The organism is Nonomuraea sp. NPDC050540 (assembly GCF_044457485.1).
In the GTDB taxonomy this organism is placed as follows: Bacteria; Actinomycetota; Actinomycetes; order Streptosporangiales; family Streptosporangiaceae; genus Nonomuraea.
On record NZ_JBITHA010000021.1, the window covers coordinates 118,773 to 134,273 of the forward strand.

The 15,501-nt window shown below is 71.2% G+C and carries 11 protein-coding genes; 4 read left to right on the forward strand and 7 right to left on the reverse strand.

Going from position 1 to position 15,501, the window contains the following annotated elements:
- The first annotated feature begins 63 nt into the window (after positions 1-63).
- The gene (locus ACIBI5_RS46135) at positions 64-2,991 is read left to right on the forward strand and encodes a type I polyketide synthase (RefSeq protein ID WP_397256907.1); all 2,928 of its coding nucleotides are present in this window, start codon (positions 64-66) and stop codon (positions 2,989-2,991) included.
- Between the two features lie 494 nt (positions 2,992-3,485).
- On the opposite strand, the gene ACIBI5_RS46140 is transcribed toward ACIBI5_RS46135, so the two are convergent.
- The 3 genes from ACIBI5_RS46140 to ACIBI5_RS46150 form a co-directional block, all read right to left on the reverse strand.
- On the reverse strand, positions 3,486-3,626 hold the full coding sequence (locus ACIBI5_RS46140) for a hypothetical protein (protein ID WP_397256909.1): 141 nt from the start codon (positions 3,624-3,626) through the stop codon (positions 3,486-3,488).
- Positions 3,627-3,968: 342 nt separating this feature from the next.
- Entirely contained in the window at positions 3,969-4,214 is a 246-nt protein-coding gene (locus ACIBI5_RS46145) for a hypothetical protein (protein WP_397256911.1), read from the reverse strand.
- A 168-nt stretch (positions 4,215-4,382) separates the two neighbouring features.
- Positions 4,383-5,762, reverse strand: a complete 1,380-nt coding sequence (locus ACIBI5_RS46150) for a MarR family transcriptional regulator (protein WP_397256913.1) — start codon at positions 5,760-5,762, stop codon at positions 4,383-4,385.
- A 633-nt stretch (positions 5,763-6,395) separates the two neighbouring features.
- Here ACIBI5_RS46150 and ACIBI5_RS46155 point away from each other — a divergent pair.
- Complete coding sequence (locus ACIBI5_RS46155; protein WP_397256915.1) at positions 6,396-7,352, forward strand: helix-turn-helix domain-containing protein; 957 nt, start codon at positions 6,396-6,398, stop codon at positions 7,350-7,352.
- 473 nt (positions 7,353-7,825) lie between these two features.
- On the opposite strand, the gene ACIBI5_RS46160 is transcribed toward ACIBI5_RS46155, so the two are convergent.
- Together ACIBI5_RS46160 and ACIBI5_RS46165 are read right to left on the reverse strand one after the other, a co-directional pair.
- Complete coding sequence (locus ACIBI5_RS46160; RefSeq protein WP_397257049.1) at positions 7,826-8,896, reverse strand: polysaccharide deacetylase family protein; 1,071 nt, start codon at positions 8,894-8,896, stop codon at positions 7,826-7,828.
- 222 nt (positions 8,897-9,118) lie between these two features.
- Positions 9,119-9,778: a phosphotransferase gene (locus tag ACIBI5_RS46165; RefSeq protein WP_397256917.1), complete on the reverse strand. Its 660-nt coding sequence runs from the start codon at positions 9,776-9,778 to the stop codon at positions 9,119-9,121.
- Between the two features lie 308 nt (positions 9,779-10,086).
- On the opposite strand from ACIBI5_RS46165, the gene ACIBI5_RS46170 reads away from it, so the two are divergent.
- Both ACIBI5_RS46170 and ACIBI5_RS46175 read left to right on the forward strand, forming a co-directional pair.
- Entirely contained in the window at positions 10,087-10,386 is a 300-nt protein-coding gene (locus ACIBI5_RS46170; protein WP_397256919.1) for a hypothetical protein, read from the forward strand.
- Entirely contained in the window at positions 10,383-12,509 is a 2,127-nt protein-coding gene (locus ACIBI5_RS46175) for a carbon starvation CstA family protein (RefSeq protein ID WP_397256921.1), read from the forward strand. The genes ACIBI5_RS46170 and ACIBI5_RS46175 overlap by 4 nt, the downstream gene beginning before the upstream one ends.
- Here ACIBI5_RS46175 and ACIBI5_RS46180 read toward each other — a convergent pair.
- Both ACIBI5_RS46180 and glpK read right to left on the reverse strand, forming a co-directional pair.
- Positions 12,489-14,015 carry a glycerol-3-phosphate dehydrogenase/oxidase gene (locus ACIBI5_RS46180; RefSeq protein ID WP_397256923.1) on the reverse strand — a complete coding sequence of 509 codons (1,527 nt, stop codon included), beginning with the start codon at positions 14,013-14,015 and terminating at the stop codon, positions 12,489-12,491. The genes ACIBI5_RS46175 and ACIBI5_RS46180 overlap by 21 nt on opposite strands.
- Positions 14,012-15,448, reverse strand: coding sequence for a glycerol kinase GlpK (gene glpK / locus ACIBI5_RS46185; protein ID WP_397256925.1), 1,437 nt, complete (start codon positions 15,446-15,448; stop codon positions 14,012-14,014). Before glpK ends, ACIBI5_RS46180 begins: the two co-directional genes overlap by 4 nt.
- Positions 15,449-15,501: the final 53 nt, after the last annotated feature.

Here is a 15,501-nt window from a genome sequence, read left to right on the forward strand (position 1 = left end):
AGATTGCCACATGGTTGGCAAATCAGGCAAGCTGTTGCCCGACAGTTCCCGGGAGGTGCGCTCATGGCCCGCGACCGATCGCTCGACATCGCCGTGACGGGAATCTCCGGCAGGTTCCCCGGCTCGAAGGACCTCGACGCGTGGTGGGCCGCGCTGACGTCGGGGAAGGTGCTCACCACGCGCTACGACAGGGCCGCGCTGCTGGCCGCCGGAGTGCCCGCCGCGCTGGCCGACGACCCCGACTACGTGCCCGTGCGCGGCCACCTCGACGGCGCCGACCGCTTCGACAACACGCTCTTCCGGGTCAGCGCCCGCGAGGCGCAGCTCATGGACCCGCAGCACCGCCTCATGCTGGAAGCGGCATGGGCGGCGCTGGAGGACGCCGGGGCCGGACGGCCGGGCGAGGGCCCACGCACCGGCGTGTACGCCTCCAGCAGCGGCAGCGGCTACCTGCGCAGCCTGGTCACCGGCCGTACGCTCGACCCGGCCACGCTCGACCAGGTCATCCACGGCACCGAGCCCGACTTCATGGCCGGCCGCGTCGCCTACAAGCTCGGCCTGACCGGGCCCGCCATGGCCGTGCAGACCGCCTGCTCGTCCTCGCTGGTCGGCGTCCACCTGGCCGTGCAGGCGCTGGTCTCCGGCGACTGCGACCAGGCCGTCGTCGTGGCGGCCGGGCTCGGCTTCCCGCAGGCCGGATATCTGTGCATGCCGGGCGGGATCCAGTCGGCCGCCGGTTCCTGCCGGCCGTTCGACGCGCGGGCCGACGGCGTGGTCGCCGGGTCCGGGGTGGTCTGCGTGGTGCTGCGGCGGCTGGCCGACGCCTTGGCGGACGGGCCTTCGCCGTACGGGATCATCCTCGGCACGGCGATCAACAACGACGGCGCGGCCAAGGCCGGCTACCACGCCCCCTCCGTGGCCGGGCAGGAGGCCGTGATCAGGTCCGCGCTGCGCGCGGCCGGCGTCGGCGCCGAGTCCGTCGGCTATCTGGAGGCGCACGCGACCGGCACCCGGGTCGGCGACCCCATCGAGTGGTCGGCGGCCTCGGCGGCGCTCAAGGGCATGGGCGCGGCGCCGGGGCAGGTGGCGGTGGGGGCGCTCAAGGCCAACATCGGTCACCTCGACGCCGCCGCCGGGCTCGCCGCCCTGGTCAAGGCGTTGCTGGTGGTGCGCGAGGGCGTCGTGCCGCCGGTGGCCGGGTTCACCAGGCTCAACCCGCTGCTGGAGAACGGCGACTCGCCCCTTCGGGTCCCGGAGGAGCTCTCCGCCTGGACCGGGCCGCTGCCGCGCCGCGCGGGGGTCAGCGCCTTCGGCATCGGCGGCACCAACGCCCACGTCATCATCGAACAACCCCCCGCCCTCTCCCCCCTCGACGGCTCCGACGGGGCGAGCGCGCACCTCGTGCTGGTGTCGGCGGCCGACCCCGAGGCGCTGGACCGGGCGGCGCGCCGGCTCGCGAGCCACCTCGCCACGTGTGAGCCCGATCTGGCCGACGTGTCCTACACGCTGGCCGCGGGCCGGGCGGAGCTGCCGGAGCGGCTGGCGGTGTCGGGGCACACGACGGCCGAGGTGGCCTCGGCCCTGTCGGACGGCGCGGCCCGGGGGCGCCGGCCGGCGGACGGGCCCGCTCCGGTCGTCTTCCTCTTCCCCGGCCAGGGCAGTCAGCGTCCGGGGATGGCGGTGCCGTTCGCGCGGTCGCTGCCGGGATTCCCCGCCGCGCTGGCCGCGTGCCTGGACTGCTTCGCACCGGAACTCGCCGAGCGGGTCGAGCGGGCGCTGCTCGATCCCGCCTTCCCCGCCGCCGGCCTGCGGGAGACCGAGCTGGCGCAGCCGTCGCTGTTCGCGCTGGAGCACGCCGCCGCCACCGCCCTCATGGCCTTGGGGGTACGGCCGGCGTCCCTGCTCGGCCACAGCCTCGGCGAGATCACCGCCGCCTGCCTGGCCGGGGTGTTCACCCTGCCCGACGCGGCCCGGTTCGTGGCCGTGCGGGGCAGCGCGATGCAGGGCTGCCCGCCCGGGGCCATGATCGCGCTCGGCCGCCCGGAGGCGGAGGCCACGAAACTGGCCGCCGAAGCCGGGGTGGACCTGGAACTGTCCGCGGTCAACTCGGCCGGCTCCTGCGTGCTGGGCGGCACCGTCGCCGCGGTCGAACGCTTCGAGCTGGCCCTGGGCGACAAGGTCGTCCATCGCCGGCTGTGTACGAGTCATGCCTTCCACACGCGCCTGGTCCAGCCCGCGGTGCCGGAGCTGGCGATGGAGCTGACCGACATCCGGCTGCGCCGGCCCGTGCTGCCGTACGCGGCCAACAGCACCGGGCGGGTGATTCCCGCCGGGGTGGTGGTGAGCCCGGAGTCGTTCATCGAACAGGCCCGCCACCCCGTACGCTACGCCGAGGCCATGGCCTCCACCGCCCTCTCGCTGCCCGGCGCGGTCGCGGTCGAGATCGGCCCTGGCACCACGCTGTCGGACCTGGCCGCGAACCTGGTCACGGTCCCGCTCTCCCCCGGCCGCCCCGCTTCCCGCCCGGCCGACGAGGTGCTGAACGCACTGGGCCGGCTGTGGACCCTCGGCCAGCCCGTCGATCCGCGTGCTCTGTGCGGGACCGGGCGGCGCGTCCATCTGCCCGCCTATCCGTTCGCCGGGCCTCGATGGGTGGCTCCGGAGGCCGCCGCCAAGGAGCTCGACCTCGCCCTGCCCGTTGTCGAGAGCCCCTCCTGGGACGGCGTCCCGGTGGATCGGGCCTCGGAGGCGCCCGCGGTGCTGGCCGGGCTCTGGGCGGAGTTGCTGGGCCAGTCGGATCTGACGGCCGAGTCCGACTTCTTCCAGCTCGGCGGCGACTCGCTGCTCATCACGAGCCTGGCCAGGAAGGTCAACCAGGAGCTCGGGATCCGGGTGCCGATCCGGTCGATGCTGGCCGGCCGTACGCTCGGGCGGCAGACCACCATCGTGCTCGACCTGCTGGCGGAGCCCGTGGCCGCGGCGGGCCCATGACGGGTGCTCCGGCATCGCGGCGGCGCCTGGTTCTCCCCTGGGACCAGGCGCCGGTTCGATGCCGCTGCGGGCTTTCCATGCCACCGCGGGCTCGGGAGCTCTCACCGCGCCCGCCCCGGCGCCCCACACCGCGGTCCTGTCGTGCGGCGGTCTTGCCCTGCGTGTGCCCATGACCTTGCCACGTGGGTCGCCTCCGGCTGGGCTTGGTCTTGCCGTGTGGGCGCGCTTCGGACCCTGGCGGGGCGCGGTTCCGGTGGTCTTGGGCAGGACAGCGCCCGCGCGGCCTGGGGGTGGCGGCGCGGGCGCTGGGTGGATGGCTCCGCAGGACTGCCTGCGCGAGCGCGTGGGCGGGTCGACGCGGGCGTGCGGCGTCGGCCTGCGAAAGCGATCCAGGTGTGGCGACGATCCAGGTGCGGCGGTCATCCAGGTGTGGCGGTGGTCCTGGTGTGGCGGTGATGTGCGGCCGGCCGGGGAGGAACACGGCCGGGCCGGGCCTACGGCCAGTCGATCTCCACGCCTTCTGGCAGCGTGGCGGCGACCCGCGAGAGGTCGGGTTGTACGGCGGGCACCCTGGAGGCGCCCGGGTCCCGCGACGGGTCGGCGTGCGTGTCGGCCGGAGCGATCCTCGTCTTCATGTTTCTGCTCCCTCGGGCGAAGACTCCTGTGAGGAGCGCCATGAGGGCGGTGGCCATCGCGATACCGGAGTATCCCCCTGAGGACACGCGATGCTCCCGGGTACGGCTACCTGCCGTGGCGGCGGGGAAGGCGCAGGAGTCCTGGACACGGATCCCGGTCGCGGAATGCGGCTTGTGCGGACCTTCCATCGGAACCCCCGAATGGCAACTGCACCCGAATTTCACAGGAAAAGTTCAGTTTTCTCGCGCCCCCGGCGCGCGAGCCCGGGATCCGATCAGCGATGCGCATCGTCCCGGGCCCTTTCACGAATGCGACGGCGTTCTGCCGGCGATTCCGAAAGGTCAGCCCCAGCCATTGGTGTCTTTGTCGGCGGTGCTCGTGTTGGGCGGCGCCGCGGCGTACGCGGCGGAGGACACCGCGGCGACAGAAGAGAAAGCGGCGGCGCTGATGATGATGGGAAGGGCGATCCGCTTGGCCATCGTGCTGATCATTGTTCTTCCTCCTTCTTGCATTTTCCTGAAGCCCTTGCTTCGCTTTCGATTCTCGACCGCCGCAATGCCGAAATCGAGGACTTCAGGTGTCAGCACCCTGCAATGGCAGGACCGTGTCAATGAGCCCGATAAAAGGGCATGCGAATATCCCGGGTCAATTGAACGCGCACTTAACGCAAGGCGAAAGCGCGCCCAATGGCCCGGGAACGTCCTGCCGTCCCGGCAGGACGGACACCCGGCGAACCGAACGGGGTTCGGAAACCGCTATCCACGACCGAGGTCGTCGAGTATGGAATTCCACGCGAGGTCGAAGCCCTCGGCCAGGCATCCGTCCAGGACGGCCTCGCCCCGTCCCGTGCCGACCTCCATCTCGGGCGACATCCAGGCGGCCATGGCCGCCAGCTCGGCGCTCACCCGGTCGGGAAAGCCCGGCAGGCCGGCCAGCCTGCCGACGAACACCACCAGTTCCGGCCGGGTGATCGCGGAGAGCGCGACGAGGAGCCTGGCGGTCAGCACCGCCATCTCCGCCACGATCCGCAGTGCGCCCTCGTGTCCCCGCTCGGCGCCTTCCACCAGGCCGTCCAGCGACAGTTCGCCCAGGCCACGGGTGGTCAGGATGCGTTCGAGATCGGTCTGGACGGGGCCGTCGGCCGGCCGTTCGCACACCCGCCGTTCGGCGGCGCCCGACATGCGGCCGGCGAGCGTCAGCGCCTCGGGGACGCAGACGGGCACGGGCGACGCCTGGAGCCGGCCGTCCACGATCAGGCCGATCTCGATGGAACGGCCGACCGCGACGTAGGCCATGTCCCTGGCCGCACGCCGGTCGCTGTTGCGGTACTTGTAGAGCATCTCCATCTCCACCGCCTGCCTGGCCAGGTAGTTCGGCCCGAACAGGCGGCTGAGCGCGCGGTCCACGGCGGCGTGGCAACTGGTCCCCTGCGGGCTGGGCGCCACCTCGCACGGTGGCGCGGAGAAGCCCGCCACCACCCACGTGAGGTCCTCGCGGGCGATCCCGGCCTGCTTGCAGACCAGGTCGACGGTGCGCATGAGGTCGTCGAAGCACTCGGCCTCGTTCTCGCCGCGCAGCGCGGAGACGCGGGTGATCCGCGTGTCGCCGTCGAGCCGGGAGACCGCCCACTTCGCGACACCGTCGCGGACGTCGACGCCCATGACCCAGCCGGCCTCGCGCCGCACGCGGAAGAGGGTGGCGGCCCGTCCGGGACCGCCATCCTGCTTGCCGTGGCGCTCGACCAGGCCGTTGTTCTCCAGGTTCATGACCGCTGAGGAGACCGTCGGCTTCGACAGCCCGGACACCCTGGCCAGTTCGGCCCGTGAGACCCGGCCGAAGTGGCGGATCAGGTCGAGGACGTAGCGCTCGTTCACCTGGCCGATCACACTGGGGCCGACGCCGCGCACCCTGGTCGACGGACGCTCCGTGGCGCCCTTTTCAGGGAACTGCGGGACCGGCACGGCCGCCCAGTCCGAAATGATGATGTCCTCCGCCTGGTCGACGATCGTGGCCATGCACTGCGTTATGACCCAATCGCCGCGGCCGGCCGAGTCCAGCGCCTGCTGGCAGATCTCGACGGCCTTGGCCTCCGCTTCCAGAAGCGTCGCCTGCAGGAGAAAAAAGACCACGTTCATGCCGTCAGGCTCTGCTCTGACGTGGAAATGCTCCAAGCCGCTCGCGCGGCCGACGAAGCTCCGCAGGGAGAGTTCGAACCGTTCTGCGTTCGCTCCAGGTGACCGCCCGCTCAATCGGGCCGTGACGATATACACTATTCATCAATCCCTGATCAAAACCGCAGCGCTTTCTCCCAATCGATCTCCATAAGTATATGGGGTGAATATTCGAAGGGCAGCATGCTGTCGTGTCATGAAGCTGCGGTGGCAGGGTGCTGCCAGCCTCCCCGGCCCCTGACCGCCCTGCCGTACTCGTACGAACACACTCTGTGACGATGAGCGGGTAGAGGATGACATCAGCCCCACGGCGGGCCTGACGGGTCCGGCGCGTGGCGCGTCGGCAGGGCGGTGGATCAACGGCTTACCAGCGCAAACGGAGCCCGCGGCCACCGGCTTATCTGGACCTCCTATTTCTCACCGCGGTAAAGCACGAGCCGGGCTCGCCAAACTGAGAAAAAGTGGCCAAAGGAAAGGGCCATGTCAAGATTGCCAAAGTAGAATCCCCACGGGAGACTCAACGTCCAACGATGCCCGTTGGCAGCTTCGGGAGGCGGCGTGTTCGAGTCCATCGGTTTGGGCCCAGACGCAGCTACGTTGTACAGCGCAATCCTTGACAACCCCCAGTACGGAGTGAACGACCTGGCGGACCTCCTCGGCTGGCCGCCGAGACGAGTGCGCCACATCCTCGACGAGCTGGCCGAGTTATCGCTGGTACGCCCGTCGTGGGAACATCCGGAGACCCTGCTGGCGGTGACCCCCGCGGTGGGGTTCTCCACTCTCCTGGCCCGCCAGGAGCAGGAGCTTCTCCAGCGCCAGCAGGAACTGGCCGCCAACCGGCGGGCGGTGATGGAGCTCATCGAGCAACATTCGAGACAGCGTGCGGCCCAGCACCCCGAGGTCGACCATTTGACCGGCCTCGACGAGATCCGCACCCGCATCGAAGAGCTCGCCAACACCTGCCAGACCGAGCTGATGGCCTTCGCGCCCCGCGGCGCGCAGACCAGGGAGGCCATGGAAGCCAGCCGCCCGCTCGATCAGGCCGTCCTTGACCGCGGCGTCCTCATGCGGACGATCTACGTGCAGAGCATCTACAACGACAGCTTGACCCTCGAGTACGCCCACTGGCTGACCGAGGCCGGCGCGCTGGTGCGCACCTACGGGGCGCTCTCCCAGCGGCTGCTCATCTACGACAGGGAGAGCGCGCTGGTTCCGGTCAACCCGGAGGAGGAGACCATGGGAGCCGTCCTGATCAGAGGGACGGGGATCGTCAACGCGCTGTGCGAGCACTTCGAGTCGGTGTGGGAGCACTCCGCCGAACTCGGGGCCGGGCAGCCGCGCCGCCAAGGAGAGGAGCTGACCGCGCAGCAGCTGGCCGTGCTGCGCCTGCTGGCCGACGGCCACACCGACGAGACCATCGCCCGCCGCCTCGGCGTGTCCATCCGGACCACGCGCCGGATCACCGCCGAACTCATGACACTCCTGGGGGCCCGCAGCCGCTTCCAGGCCGGCGTCCGCGCCACAGAACGCGGCGTCCTCCGCTCCGACCCCTGACCCCACCCGAGGCCCGGCCCTGCGCCTCACGCCAGACCGCGTCTCGCACCCCACCCGGAACCCCGCTCTCCCGGTCTTCGCCTCACCGGGTCGGCGGCGGATCCCCTTTTCGCCGGGTCCTCGCCGCACACCGGGTCCTCGCCGCACACCGCGACCACCCCAGCCCATCCGCCCCGCCCCGGGCTGCCGCACGCCCACAGGGAACCCCGCCGCCGCCCCGGGCTGCCGCACACCCGCAGGGACCGCCCTCGCCGCCGCCCCGCGCCCCCACAACGGGCCCCACCGCCATGCCCGAAGCCCCCTGGGGTGACAGCCTCGCGGCACACTGGCCGGCCAACGCGGGCATCCATCGGTCGTTGCGGGCCGGCGTGTTCACCAGAAGCCTCTGCTCGTACGGCGCGCCCGCGAGGCCCGGATGCCGGCCGATCGTCAGCAGGTCCGCTGGGTGGCCCATGTGCCGCTCGCCTCGATGCTCAGGCCGGCTCCTCCACCGTCTCGGCCAGGGGCCGGGTCACGGGCTGGGGCAGTTCGTCGACCGGCACGAAGCGGTGCCCGCGCTCCAGCAGGCCCTCGATCAGCGCCGGAAGCGCGGCCACGGTGTTCGAGCGGTCGCCGCCGCCGTCGTGCAGCACGATGACCGAGCCGGGCCGGGTGCGCTCCAGCACGTCGGTGGCGATCTTCTCCGGTTCCGGCATCGCCCAGTCGGCCGCGCCGGCGTCCCACAGCACGGTGGTGACGCCGTGGTCGCCGAGCCAGCCGACGACCTCGGGGCTGCGCGCGCCGTACGGCGGGCGGAAGTAGCGGGTCGGGGTGCCGCCCGCGCCGTCGATCGCCTCGTCGGTGCGCTCGATCTGCTCTTCGAGCTGCGAGCGGGTGAGGTCGGGCAGGAAGGCGTGCGACCAGGTGTGGTTGCCGATCAGGTGACCGGCCTCGGCCGTCCGGGCGATCTCCTCGGGGTGCGCCCCGGCGAGCAGGCCGACGCAGAAGAAGGTGGCGGGCACGCCGTACCTGTCCAGGACGTCGAGTACGCCTCCGGTGTACGGCGGGTGCGGCCCGTCGTCGAAGGTCAGGGCGATGTCGGTGTGCTCGCGCGAGCCGTTGCCGAACCAGCGGCCGGCCCGCTTGAGCGGTTGTTCGGCGGCGACGCTGCGCGCGATGCCGGCCCGGAGCTCCTCCAGGCGGCCGGTGAGCGTGCCGTCGGAGATGCCGAGCCTGGTCAGCTGTGTCAGGTCGCGCCTGGCGGTGTCGGCCAGGGCGCGCGCGGGCACCGAGGCGAGGACCGGCCGCCGCGCGAGCATCCAGGGGTCGGCGCGGTACACCTCGAGCCCGGCTGCCATGAGGCTGCCGTCGAGGACTCCGTTGGTGCTGTCCACCACGGCCACGAGGGGCTGCTCCGGCGCTTGGGACAGGCGGCGCAGGTAGGCGACGATGCCGTCGCGCTCGTCCGCGGCGAACCTGGCCGCGGATCGCGCCACGCGCCCCGTCTGGTCGACGACCTCGACTTCGTAGCCTGCGGAATTCCAGGAGACTCCGGCGTAGAGCATCACTTTTCTTCCGTCCTCTAGCTTTCCTGCCTTTGCCAAAAGGTTGTCATAATTTGCCAAGACAGGCAATATTGCCGTCACGTTCTGGGAGGAATCGACGATCGAGGAACTCCTGGCCCTTCGCCGGCGCTGAGCGCCACCGCGCGCATGACGCGCGCCGGCCTCACCGCCACCGCGCGAGCGGCGTCTACGACGAGCGGGGACCGGCGCCCCGGTGGCGCGTCACAGCCGAAGCTCCTCCAGCTCCCTGACCGCCTGGTCCATGTCATCGGCGACGCCCTGGCTGAGCAGCCGCTTGTACAGGGCCTCGCCACCGACGCCGAAGCGGCGGATCTCCCTGGCACGGGCGCTCATCCTGGCCCGGATCTCCTCGACGATCGGGCCCGCCTCCCCGGCCCAGCCGTACGACTCCAGGAACATCCGCAACCGGTGCGGCCGCGCGGCGAAGTCGGTGAAACCCTCCGAGGCGGCCACGCGGCGGGCGTGCAGCGGCACCCACCCCAGCGCCGTCCACGCCAGGTCCGACTGGGCGGTGGTCGGACCGGCGAAGTCCCAGTCGAAGAACCCGACCAGCCGTCCCGCCGACCAGGCGGCGTTGAACGAGCTCGCGTCGTTGTGCGCGATGATCATGCCGGGCGACCAGCGCACGCCCGTACGCCATTCGGCGTCAGGGGGCGGCACGAAGTCGGCGACGGCCTCGTGGTAGTCACGCAGCCACCAGGCGACCTGGCGCAGCGTGTCCTCGGTGCGCGTCCACTCGGGCCAGACCCGGCGCACGCCCATCGTCTCGCCTTCCAGATACGTGAGGACTTCGCGGCCCTCGGAGTCGATTCCCAGGACGCGCGGCGCCCCCTCGAATCCCTTGCCTTCCAGATGTCTCAACAGCGCGTGAACCGTCCGGGTCCAACGCCTGACCGTCCTGCGAACCGTGCCCCCCACACGAACAGCACCACCGTCATTGCCGCCCTCCAACAGACCTCCCCTCAGGAACACCCAGACGATTGTCCGTTCCGTCACCACGCGCGACAAGAGCAACGCGGCGCGCGTTCGCGCGGGTGATCGCCCAGGTGATCGCGGGCGGCCTTCAGGTGGCGGACCTGCGGCGTCCGGCGCGCGAAGATCCGGCCGGTGCTTTACGTGAGAGTGCCAGGGGGCTAGCGTCGAAAATGATCCTGCAACAGGAGTGAGGGATGTTCTCGATCGCACTCACCGCCGCGGCGCGAGACGCGCTGCGCCCGGATGAGGTGATCTTCTTCGAGTGGCACGGCATCGGCGTGTGCTGCGCGCACGACGGAGAGTTCTCGGCCCGGCCGGTACGCCGGGCCAGGCTCCCCCGCCGCGCACGGCAACTCGGCGACGCTCCCGCCTTCGCTCTTCCCGTCGCCTGGATGCACCTCGCCGGGCACGCAGTCACGATCGACTGCCGCACGTGGGGGCGCTGGCGGCGCTTCACGACCGACCTCCCCTGCCTAGGAGGGACCGTCCGGTGAAACTGCGATCCATACTCATCTGGACAGCCGTCGCCGTCGTCGGCGCCGTCGGCTGGGCCGTCCTCGCCCTGTCGCGGGGCGAGAACGTCAACGCGATCTGGCTGCTGGCCGCGGCGCTGGGCTCCTACGCCATCGCCTACCGCTTCTACGCCCGCTTCATCCTGCGCCGTGTGCTCGGCGCCGACGCCCGGCGCGCCACGCCGGCCGAGCGGCTCAACAACGGCATCGACTACCACCCGACCGACCGGCGCATCCTGTTCGGCCACCACTTCGCGGCGATCGCCGGGGCGGGACCGCTGGTCGGGCCGGTGCTGGCCGCGCAGATGGGCTACCTGCCCGGCACGATCTGGATCGTCGCCGGCGTCATCTTCGCCGGCGCCGTCCAGGACATGGTGATCCTGTTCTTCTCCATGCGCCGCAACGGCAAGAGCCTCGGGCAGATGGCCCGCGACGAGATCGGCCCGATCGGCGGCGCCGCCGCGCTGATCGCGGTCTTCGCCATCATGATCATCCTTCTGGCGGTGCTCGCGCTGGTCGTCGTGGGCGCGCTGGCACGCTCGCCCTGGGGCACCTTCTCGATCGCGATGACCATCCCGATCGCCTTCTTCATGGGCTTCTACCTGCGCAAGCTACGGCCGGGCCGGGTCGTCGAGACGACGGTCATCGGCGTCGGCCTGTTGCTGCTGGCGATCGTCGCCGGCGGCTGGGTGCAGGAGTCGAGCTGGGCGGAGACGTTCACGCTCAGCCCGTCGGCGCTGTCGCTGTGGCTGATCGCCTACGGCTTCGTCGCCGCCGTGCTGCCGGTCTGGATGCTGCTCGCGCCCCGCGACTACCTGTCGACGTTCATGAAGATCGGCACGATCGTGCTGCTCGCGATCGGCGTCGCGATCACCATGCCGGTGATGCGGACGACCGCGTTCACCGACTTCGCCTTCAACGGCAAGGGCCCGGTCTTCGCCGGGTCGCTGTTCCCGTTCGTCTTCATCATCATCGCCTGCGGGGCGCTGTCGGGCTTCCACTCCCTGATCTCCTCGGGCACCACGCCCAAGATGATCCAGAAGGAGACCCAGGTCCGGATGATCGGCTACGGCTCCATGCTGATGGAGTCGTTCGTGGCGGTCATGGCCATCACGGCGGCCTGCATCCTGAGCCCCGGGCTGTACTTCGCCATGAACTCGCCCGCGGGGGTGGTCGGCGCCACGGTCCAGACGGCCGCCGAGGCGGTGTCGAACATGGGCTTCGTCATCACCCCCGAACAGCTCCAGGCGGCGGCGCAGGCCGTACAGGAAGAGACGCTCATCGCCCGGACGGGGGGTGCGCCGACGCTGGCGGTCGGTTTGTCGCAGATCTTCTCCGACTTCATCGGCGGGCCGGGGCTGCAGGCGTTCTGGTACCACTTCGCGATCATGTTCGAGGCGCTGTTCATCCTCACCACCGTCGACGCCGGCACCCGCGTCGGGCGCTTCATGCTGCAGGACACGCTCGGCAACGTGTGGAAGCCGATCGGCCGCGTCAGCTGGTGGCCCGGACTCGTCGGGACCAGCGCGGTGGTCGTGGCGGCCTGGGGCTACTTCCTCTACCAGGGCGTCAACGATCCGCTCGGCGGCATCAACCAGCTCTTCCCGCTGTTCGGCATCGCCAACCAGTTGCTGGCGGCGGTGGCGCTGACCGTGGCCACCACGCTGCTCATCAAGAGCGGGCGGCTGAAATGGGCGTGGGTGACCGGTGTGCCCCTCGCCTGGGACGTGGCGGTGACGCTGACGGCCAGCTACCAGAAGGTCTTCTCCGCCGATCCCGGGCTCGGCTTCTTCGCCCAGCGCAACCGCTTCCAGACGGCGATCGACCAGGGTCAGGTCCTGGCCCCGGCCAAGACGCCCGAGGCCATGCGGCAGATCGTCGTCAACTCGACCGTCGACGGGATCCTGGCGGCGTTGTTCGCGGTGCTCATCATCATCGTGCTGCTGGACGCGATCCGCGTCTGGGTGCGGGCGATCAGGTCGCCCGAGCCGCTGCCGAGCACCGAGGAGCCGTTCGTGGAGTCCAAGCTCGTCGAACCGGCCGGGCTGATCGCCACCCGCGAGGAGAAGGAGCTGATGGCCGCCTCAGCCGCGGAGAAGGGTTGAGACCCGGTCGCGGATCCCGGGGGTGTCCAGGCCGCGGATCGTGAGGGTGGTGCGGCGCCGTACGACGTCGTCGACGGTCGCCGCCCACTCGCGCTCGCGCGCGTAGACGACCTGCGCCCAGATGTCCGGCCCGTCCGCATGGATGCGCTCGCCCAGCACCGGGTCCTGCTGGATCAGCCGGGCCAGGTCGAAGGCGAGCGAGCCGTAGTGCGTGGCGAGGTGGCGGGCGATCAGCGGGTCCATCCGCGCGTCCGGCTCGCGGTCGGTGAACAGCCGCATCGCGACCGCGTCGGGACTGGCCATCCCCGGCAGCGGTACGGCCGGCAGCACCTTGGCGTGGTCGCCGCCCAGCACCTTGGACAGGGTCTCGAACACGTGCCTGCCGATGTGCCGGTAGGTCGTCCACTTGCCGCCGGCCACCGACAGCATGCCGCCCCTGCCGTAGGTCAGGACGGTCTCCCGCTTGGCCGCCGTGACCCCGCCTGGCCCGCCGGGCAGCACGCGCAGCCCGGCGAAGGTGTAGGTGATGTCCTGCCTGGACAGCCCGGTGACCGCGTGGCCGGCCTCGTCGAGGATCTGGTCCACGTCGGCGTCGGTGGCGCGTACCTGGCCGGGGTCGCCGGTGTACTCCTCGTCGGTGGTGCCCAGCAGCAGGTGGTCCTCCCACGGGATGGCGAAGGACACGCGGTACTTGTCGATCGGCGTGGTCAGCGCCGCCTTCCACGGCTCGCGCCGGCGCATGACCACGTGGGCGCCCTTGGACAGCCGGATGCTCGGCTCGGCGGCTTCGTCCTCCATCCGGCGCAGCTCGTCCACCCAGGGGCCGGTGGCGTTGAGCACCAGGTGGGCCTGGACGCCGAACTCCGTGCCGTCGAGCCGGTCGCGCAGCTCCGCCCCGCACACGCTGCCCCGGCTGAAACGCAGCCCGGCCACCTCGGCGTGGTTGAGCACGACCGCGCCCGCCTCCACCGCCGCGCGCACGGTCATGACCGCGACGCGGCTGTCGTTCATCTGGTGGTCGCCGTAGACGGCGGCGGCGCGCAGGCCGTCCATGCGCAGTTCGGGCACCAGTTCCTGGGCCTTGCGCGGGCCGACGATCCGGCCGAGCGAGGCCGACAGCGCCGAGTACAGGAACACGCCCGCGCCCAGCTTGGCCGCGCCGTGCGGCCCGCCCTTGTACACGGGTACGACGAAGTCGAGCGGCTTGACCAGGTGCGGGGCGATGTCGGCGGCCAGGGCGCGGCGTTCGCGATGGTTCTCGGCGACGAGCTTGAGATTCCCGGTCTGCAGGTAGCGCAGGCCGCCGTGGACCAGCTTCGACGACGCGCTGGAGGTGGCGCCGGCGAAGTCGCCCGCGTCCACCATGGCCACGCGCAGTCCCGCCTGGGCGGCCATCCAGGTGACGGAGGTGCCCAGGATGCCGCCGCCGATGACCAGCAGGTCGAACACGGCCCTGGAGAGCTCCTCCCGCGTCTGCTCGCGGCCGGCTCCCGTGACGATCATCATGACTTCTCCACCCAGTCGAGCGTGCGGGCGACGGCTTTGTTCCAGTCTCGGTACTCGCGCTCACGCCGGCCGGGATCGATCCCCGGCCGCCACTCGGCCGCCTTGTGCCAGTTGGCGCGCAGGGTCGCGAGGCCGTCCCAGTAGCCGGTGGCCAGGCCCGCGGCGTAGGCGGCGCCCAGCGCGGTGGTCTCGGCGACCACCGGCCTGATGACCGGGACGTCCAGCACGTCGGCGAGGGTCTGCATGAGCAGGTTGTCGGCGGTCATGCCGCCGTCCACGCGCAGGCCGGTCAGCGCGAGCCCGGCGTCGGCGTTCATCGCCTCGACGACCTCACGGGTCTGGAAGGCCGTCGCCTCCAGTACGGCCCGCGCCAGGTGCCCCTTGTTGACGAAGGCCGTCAGCCCGGCGATGACCCCGCGCGCGTCGCCGCGCCAGTGGGGCGCGAACAGGCCGGAGAAGGCGGGCACGAAGTAGCAGCCGCCGTTGTCGTCGACCGTCTTGGCGAGCGTCTCGATCTCGGCGGCGCTGGAGATCAGGCCGAGGTTGTCGCGCAGCCACTGCACGAGGGAGCCGGTGACGGCGATGGCGCCTTCGAGCGCGTAGGTGGCGGGGCCGTCGCCGAGCTGGTAGCCGACGGTGGTGAGCAGGCCGTGCCGGGAGACGACGGGTTTGGCGCCGGTGTTCATCAGCAGGAAGCTGCCCGAGCCGTAGGTGGACTTGGTCTCGCCCGGCTCGAAGCAGGTCTGCCCGAACAGGGCGGCCTGCTGGTCGCCGAGCGCGGCGGCGACCGGGATGCCGCGGAAGTGCCCGTAGACCTCGGACGACGGCCGGATCTCGGGCAGGATCGCCCGCGGCACGCCGAGCGCGGCGAGCAGTTCGTCGTCCCAGGCCAGCGTGTGGATGTTCATCATCAGCGTACGGCTGGCGTTCGTCACGTCGGTGACGTGCCGGCCGGTCAGCTTCCAGATGAGCCAGCTGTCCACCGTCCCGAACAGGATCTCGCCCCGCTCGGCCCGCTCGCGCAGCCCCCGGTCGAGCATCCAGCGCACCTTGGGCCCGGAGAAGTACGTGGTCAGCGGCAGCCCCGCCCGCTCACGGAAGATCTCGCCGTCCATCCCGGCGATGAGCTCGTCGGTGCGGGTGTCCTGCCAGACGATCGCCGGGCAGACCGGCTCGCCCGTCCGCCGGTCCCACAGCACGGCGGTCTCGCGCTGGTTGGTGATGCCGAGCGCGGCGATCTCCAGCCCGTCGACCGCCTCGGCCAGCACGCCCTGGACCGCCGCCCAGATCTCGGCGGCGTCGTGCTCCACCCAGCCGGGGCGGGGGAAGATCTGGCGGTGCTCGCGCTGGGCGACGGAGATGATGTTGCCGTCGTGGTCGAACACGATGCACCGGCTGGAGGTGGTGCCCTGGTCGATGGCGGCTGCGTACACGGGGAAGCCTCTTTCCACGATGTTCGACAATGCCGAACGCTCGGGAGAATCGT

Coding starts and splice junctions, on each gene's coding strand:
- ACIBI5_RS46135 (WP_397256907.1), top strand. CDS start 64: ATGGCCCGCGACCGATCGCTCGACATCGCCGTGACGGGAATCTCCGGC.
- ACIBI5_RS46140 (WP_397256909.1), bottom strand. CDS start 3,626: ATGAAGACGAGGATCGCTCCGGCCGACACGCACGCCGACCCGTCGCGG.
- ACIBI5_RS46150 (WP_397256913.1), bottom strand. CDS start 5,762: ATGAACGTGGTCTTTTTTCTCCTGCAGGCGACGCTTCTGGAAGCGGAG.
- ACIBI5_RS46160 (WP_397257049.1), bottom strand. CDS start 8,896: ATGCTCTACGCCGGAGTCTCCTGGAATTCCGCAGGCTACGAAGTCGAG.
- ACIBI5_RS46170 (WP_397256919.1), top strand. CDS start 10,087: ATGTTCTCGATCGCACTCACCGCCGCGGCGCGAGACGCGCTGCGCCCG.
- ACIBI5_RS46180 (WP_397256923.1), bottom strand. CDS start 14,015: ATGATGATCGTCACGGGAGCCGGCCGCGAGCAGACGCGGGAGGAGCTC.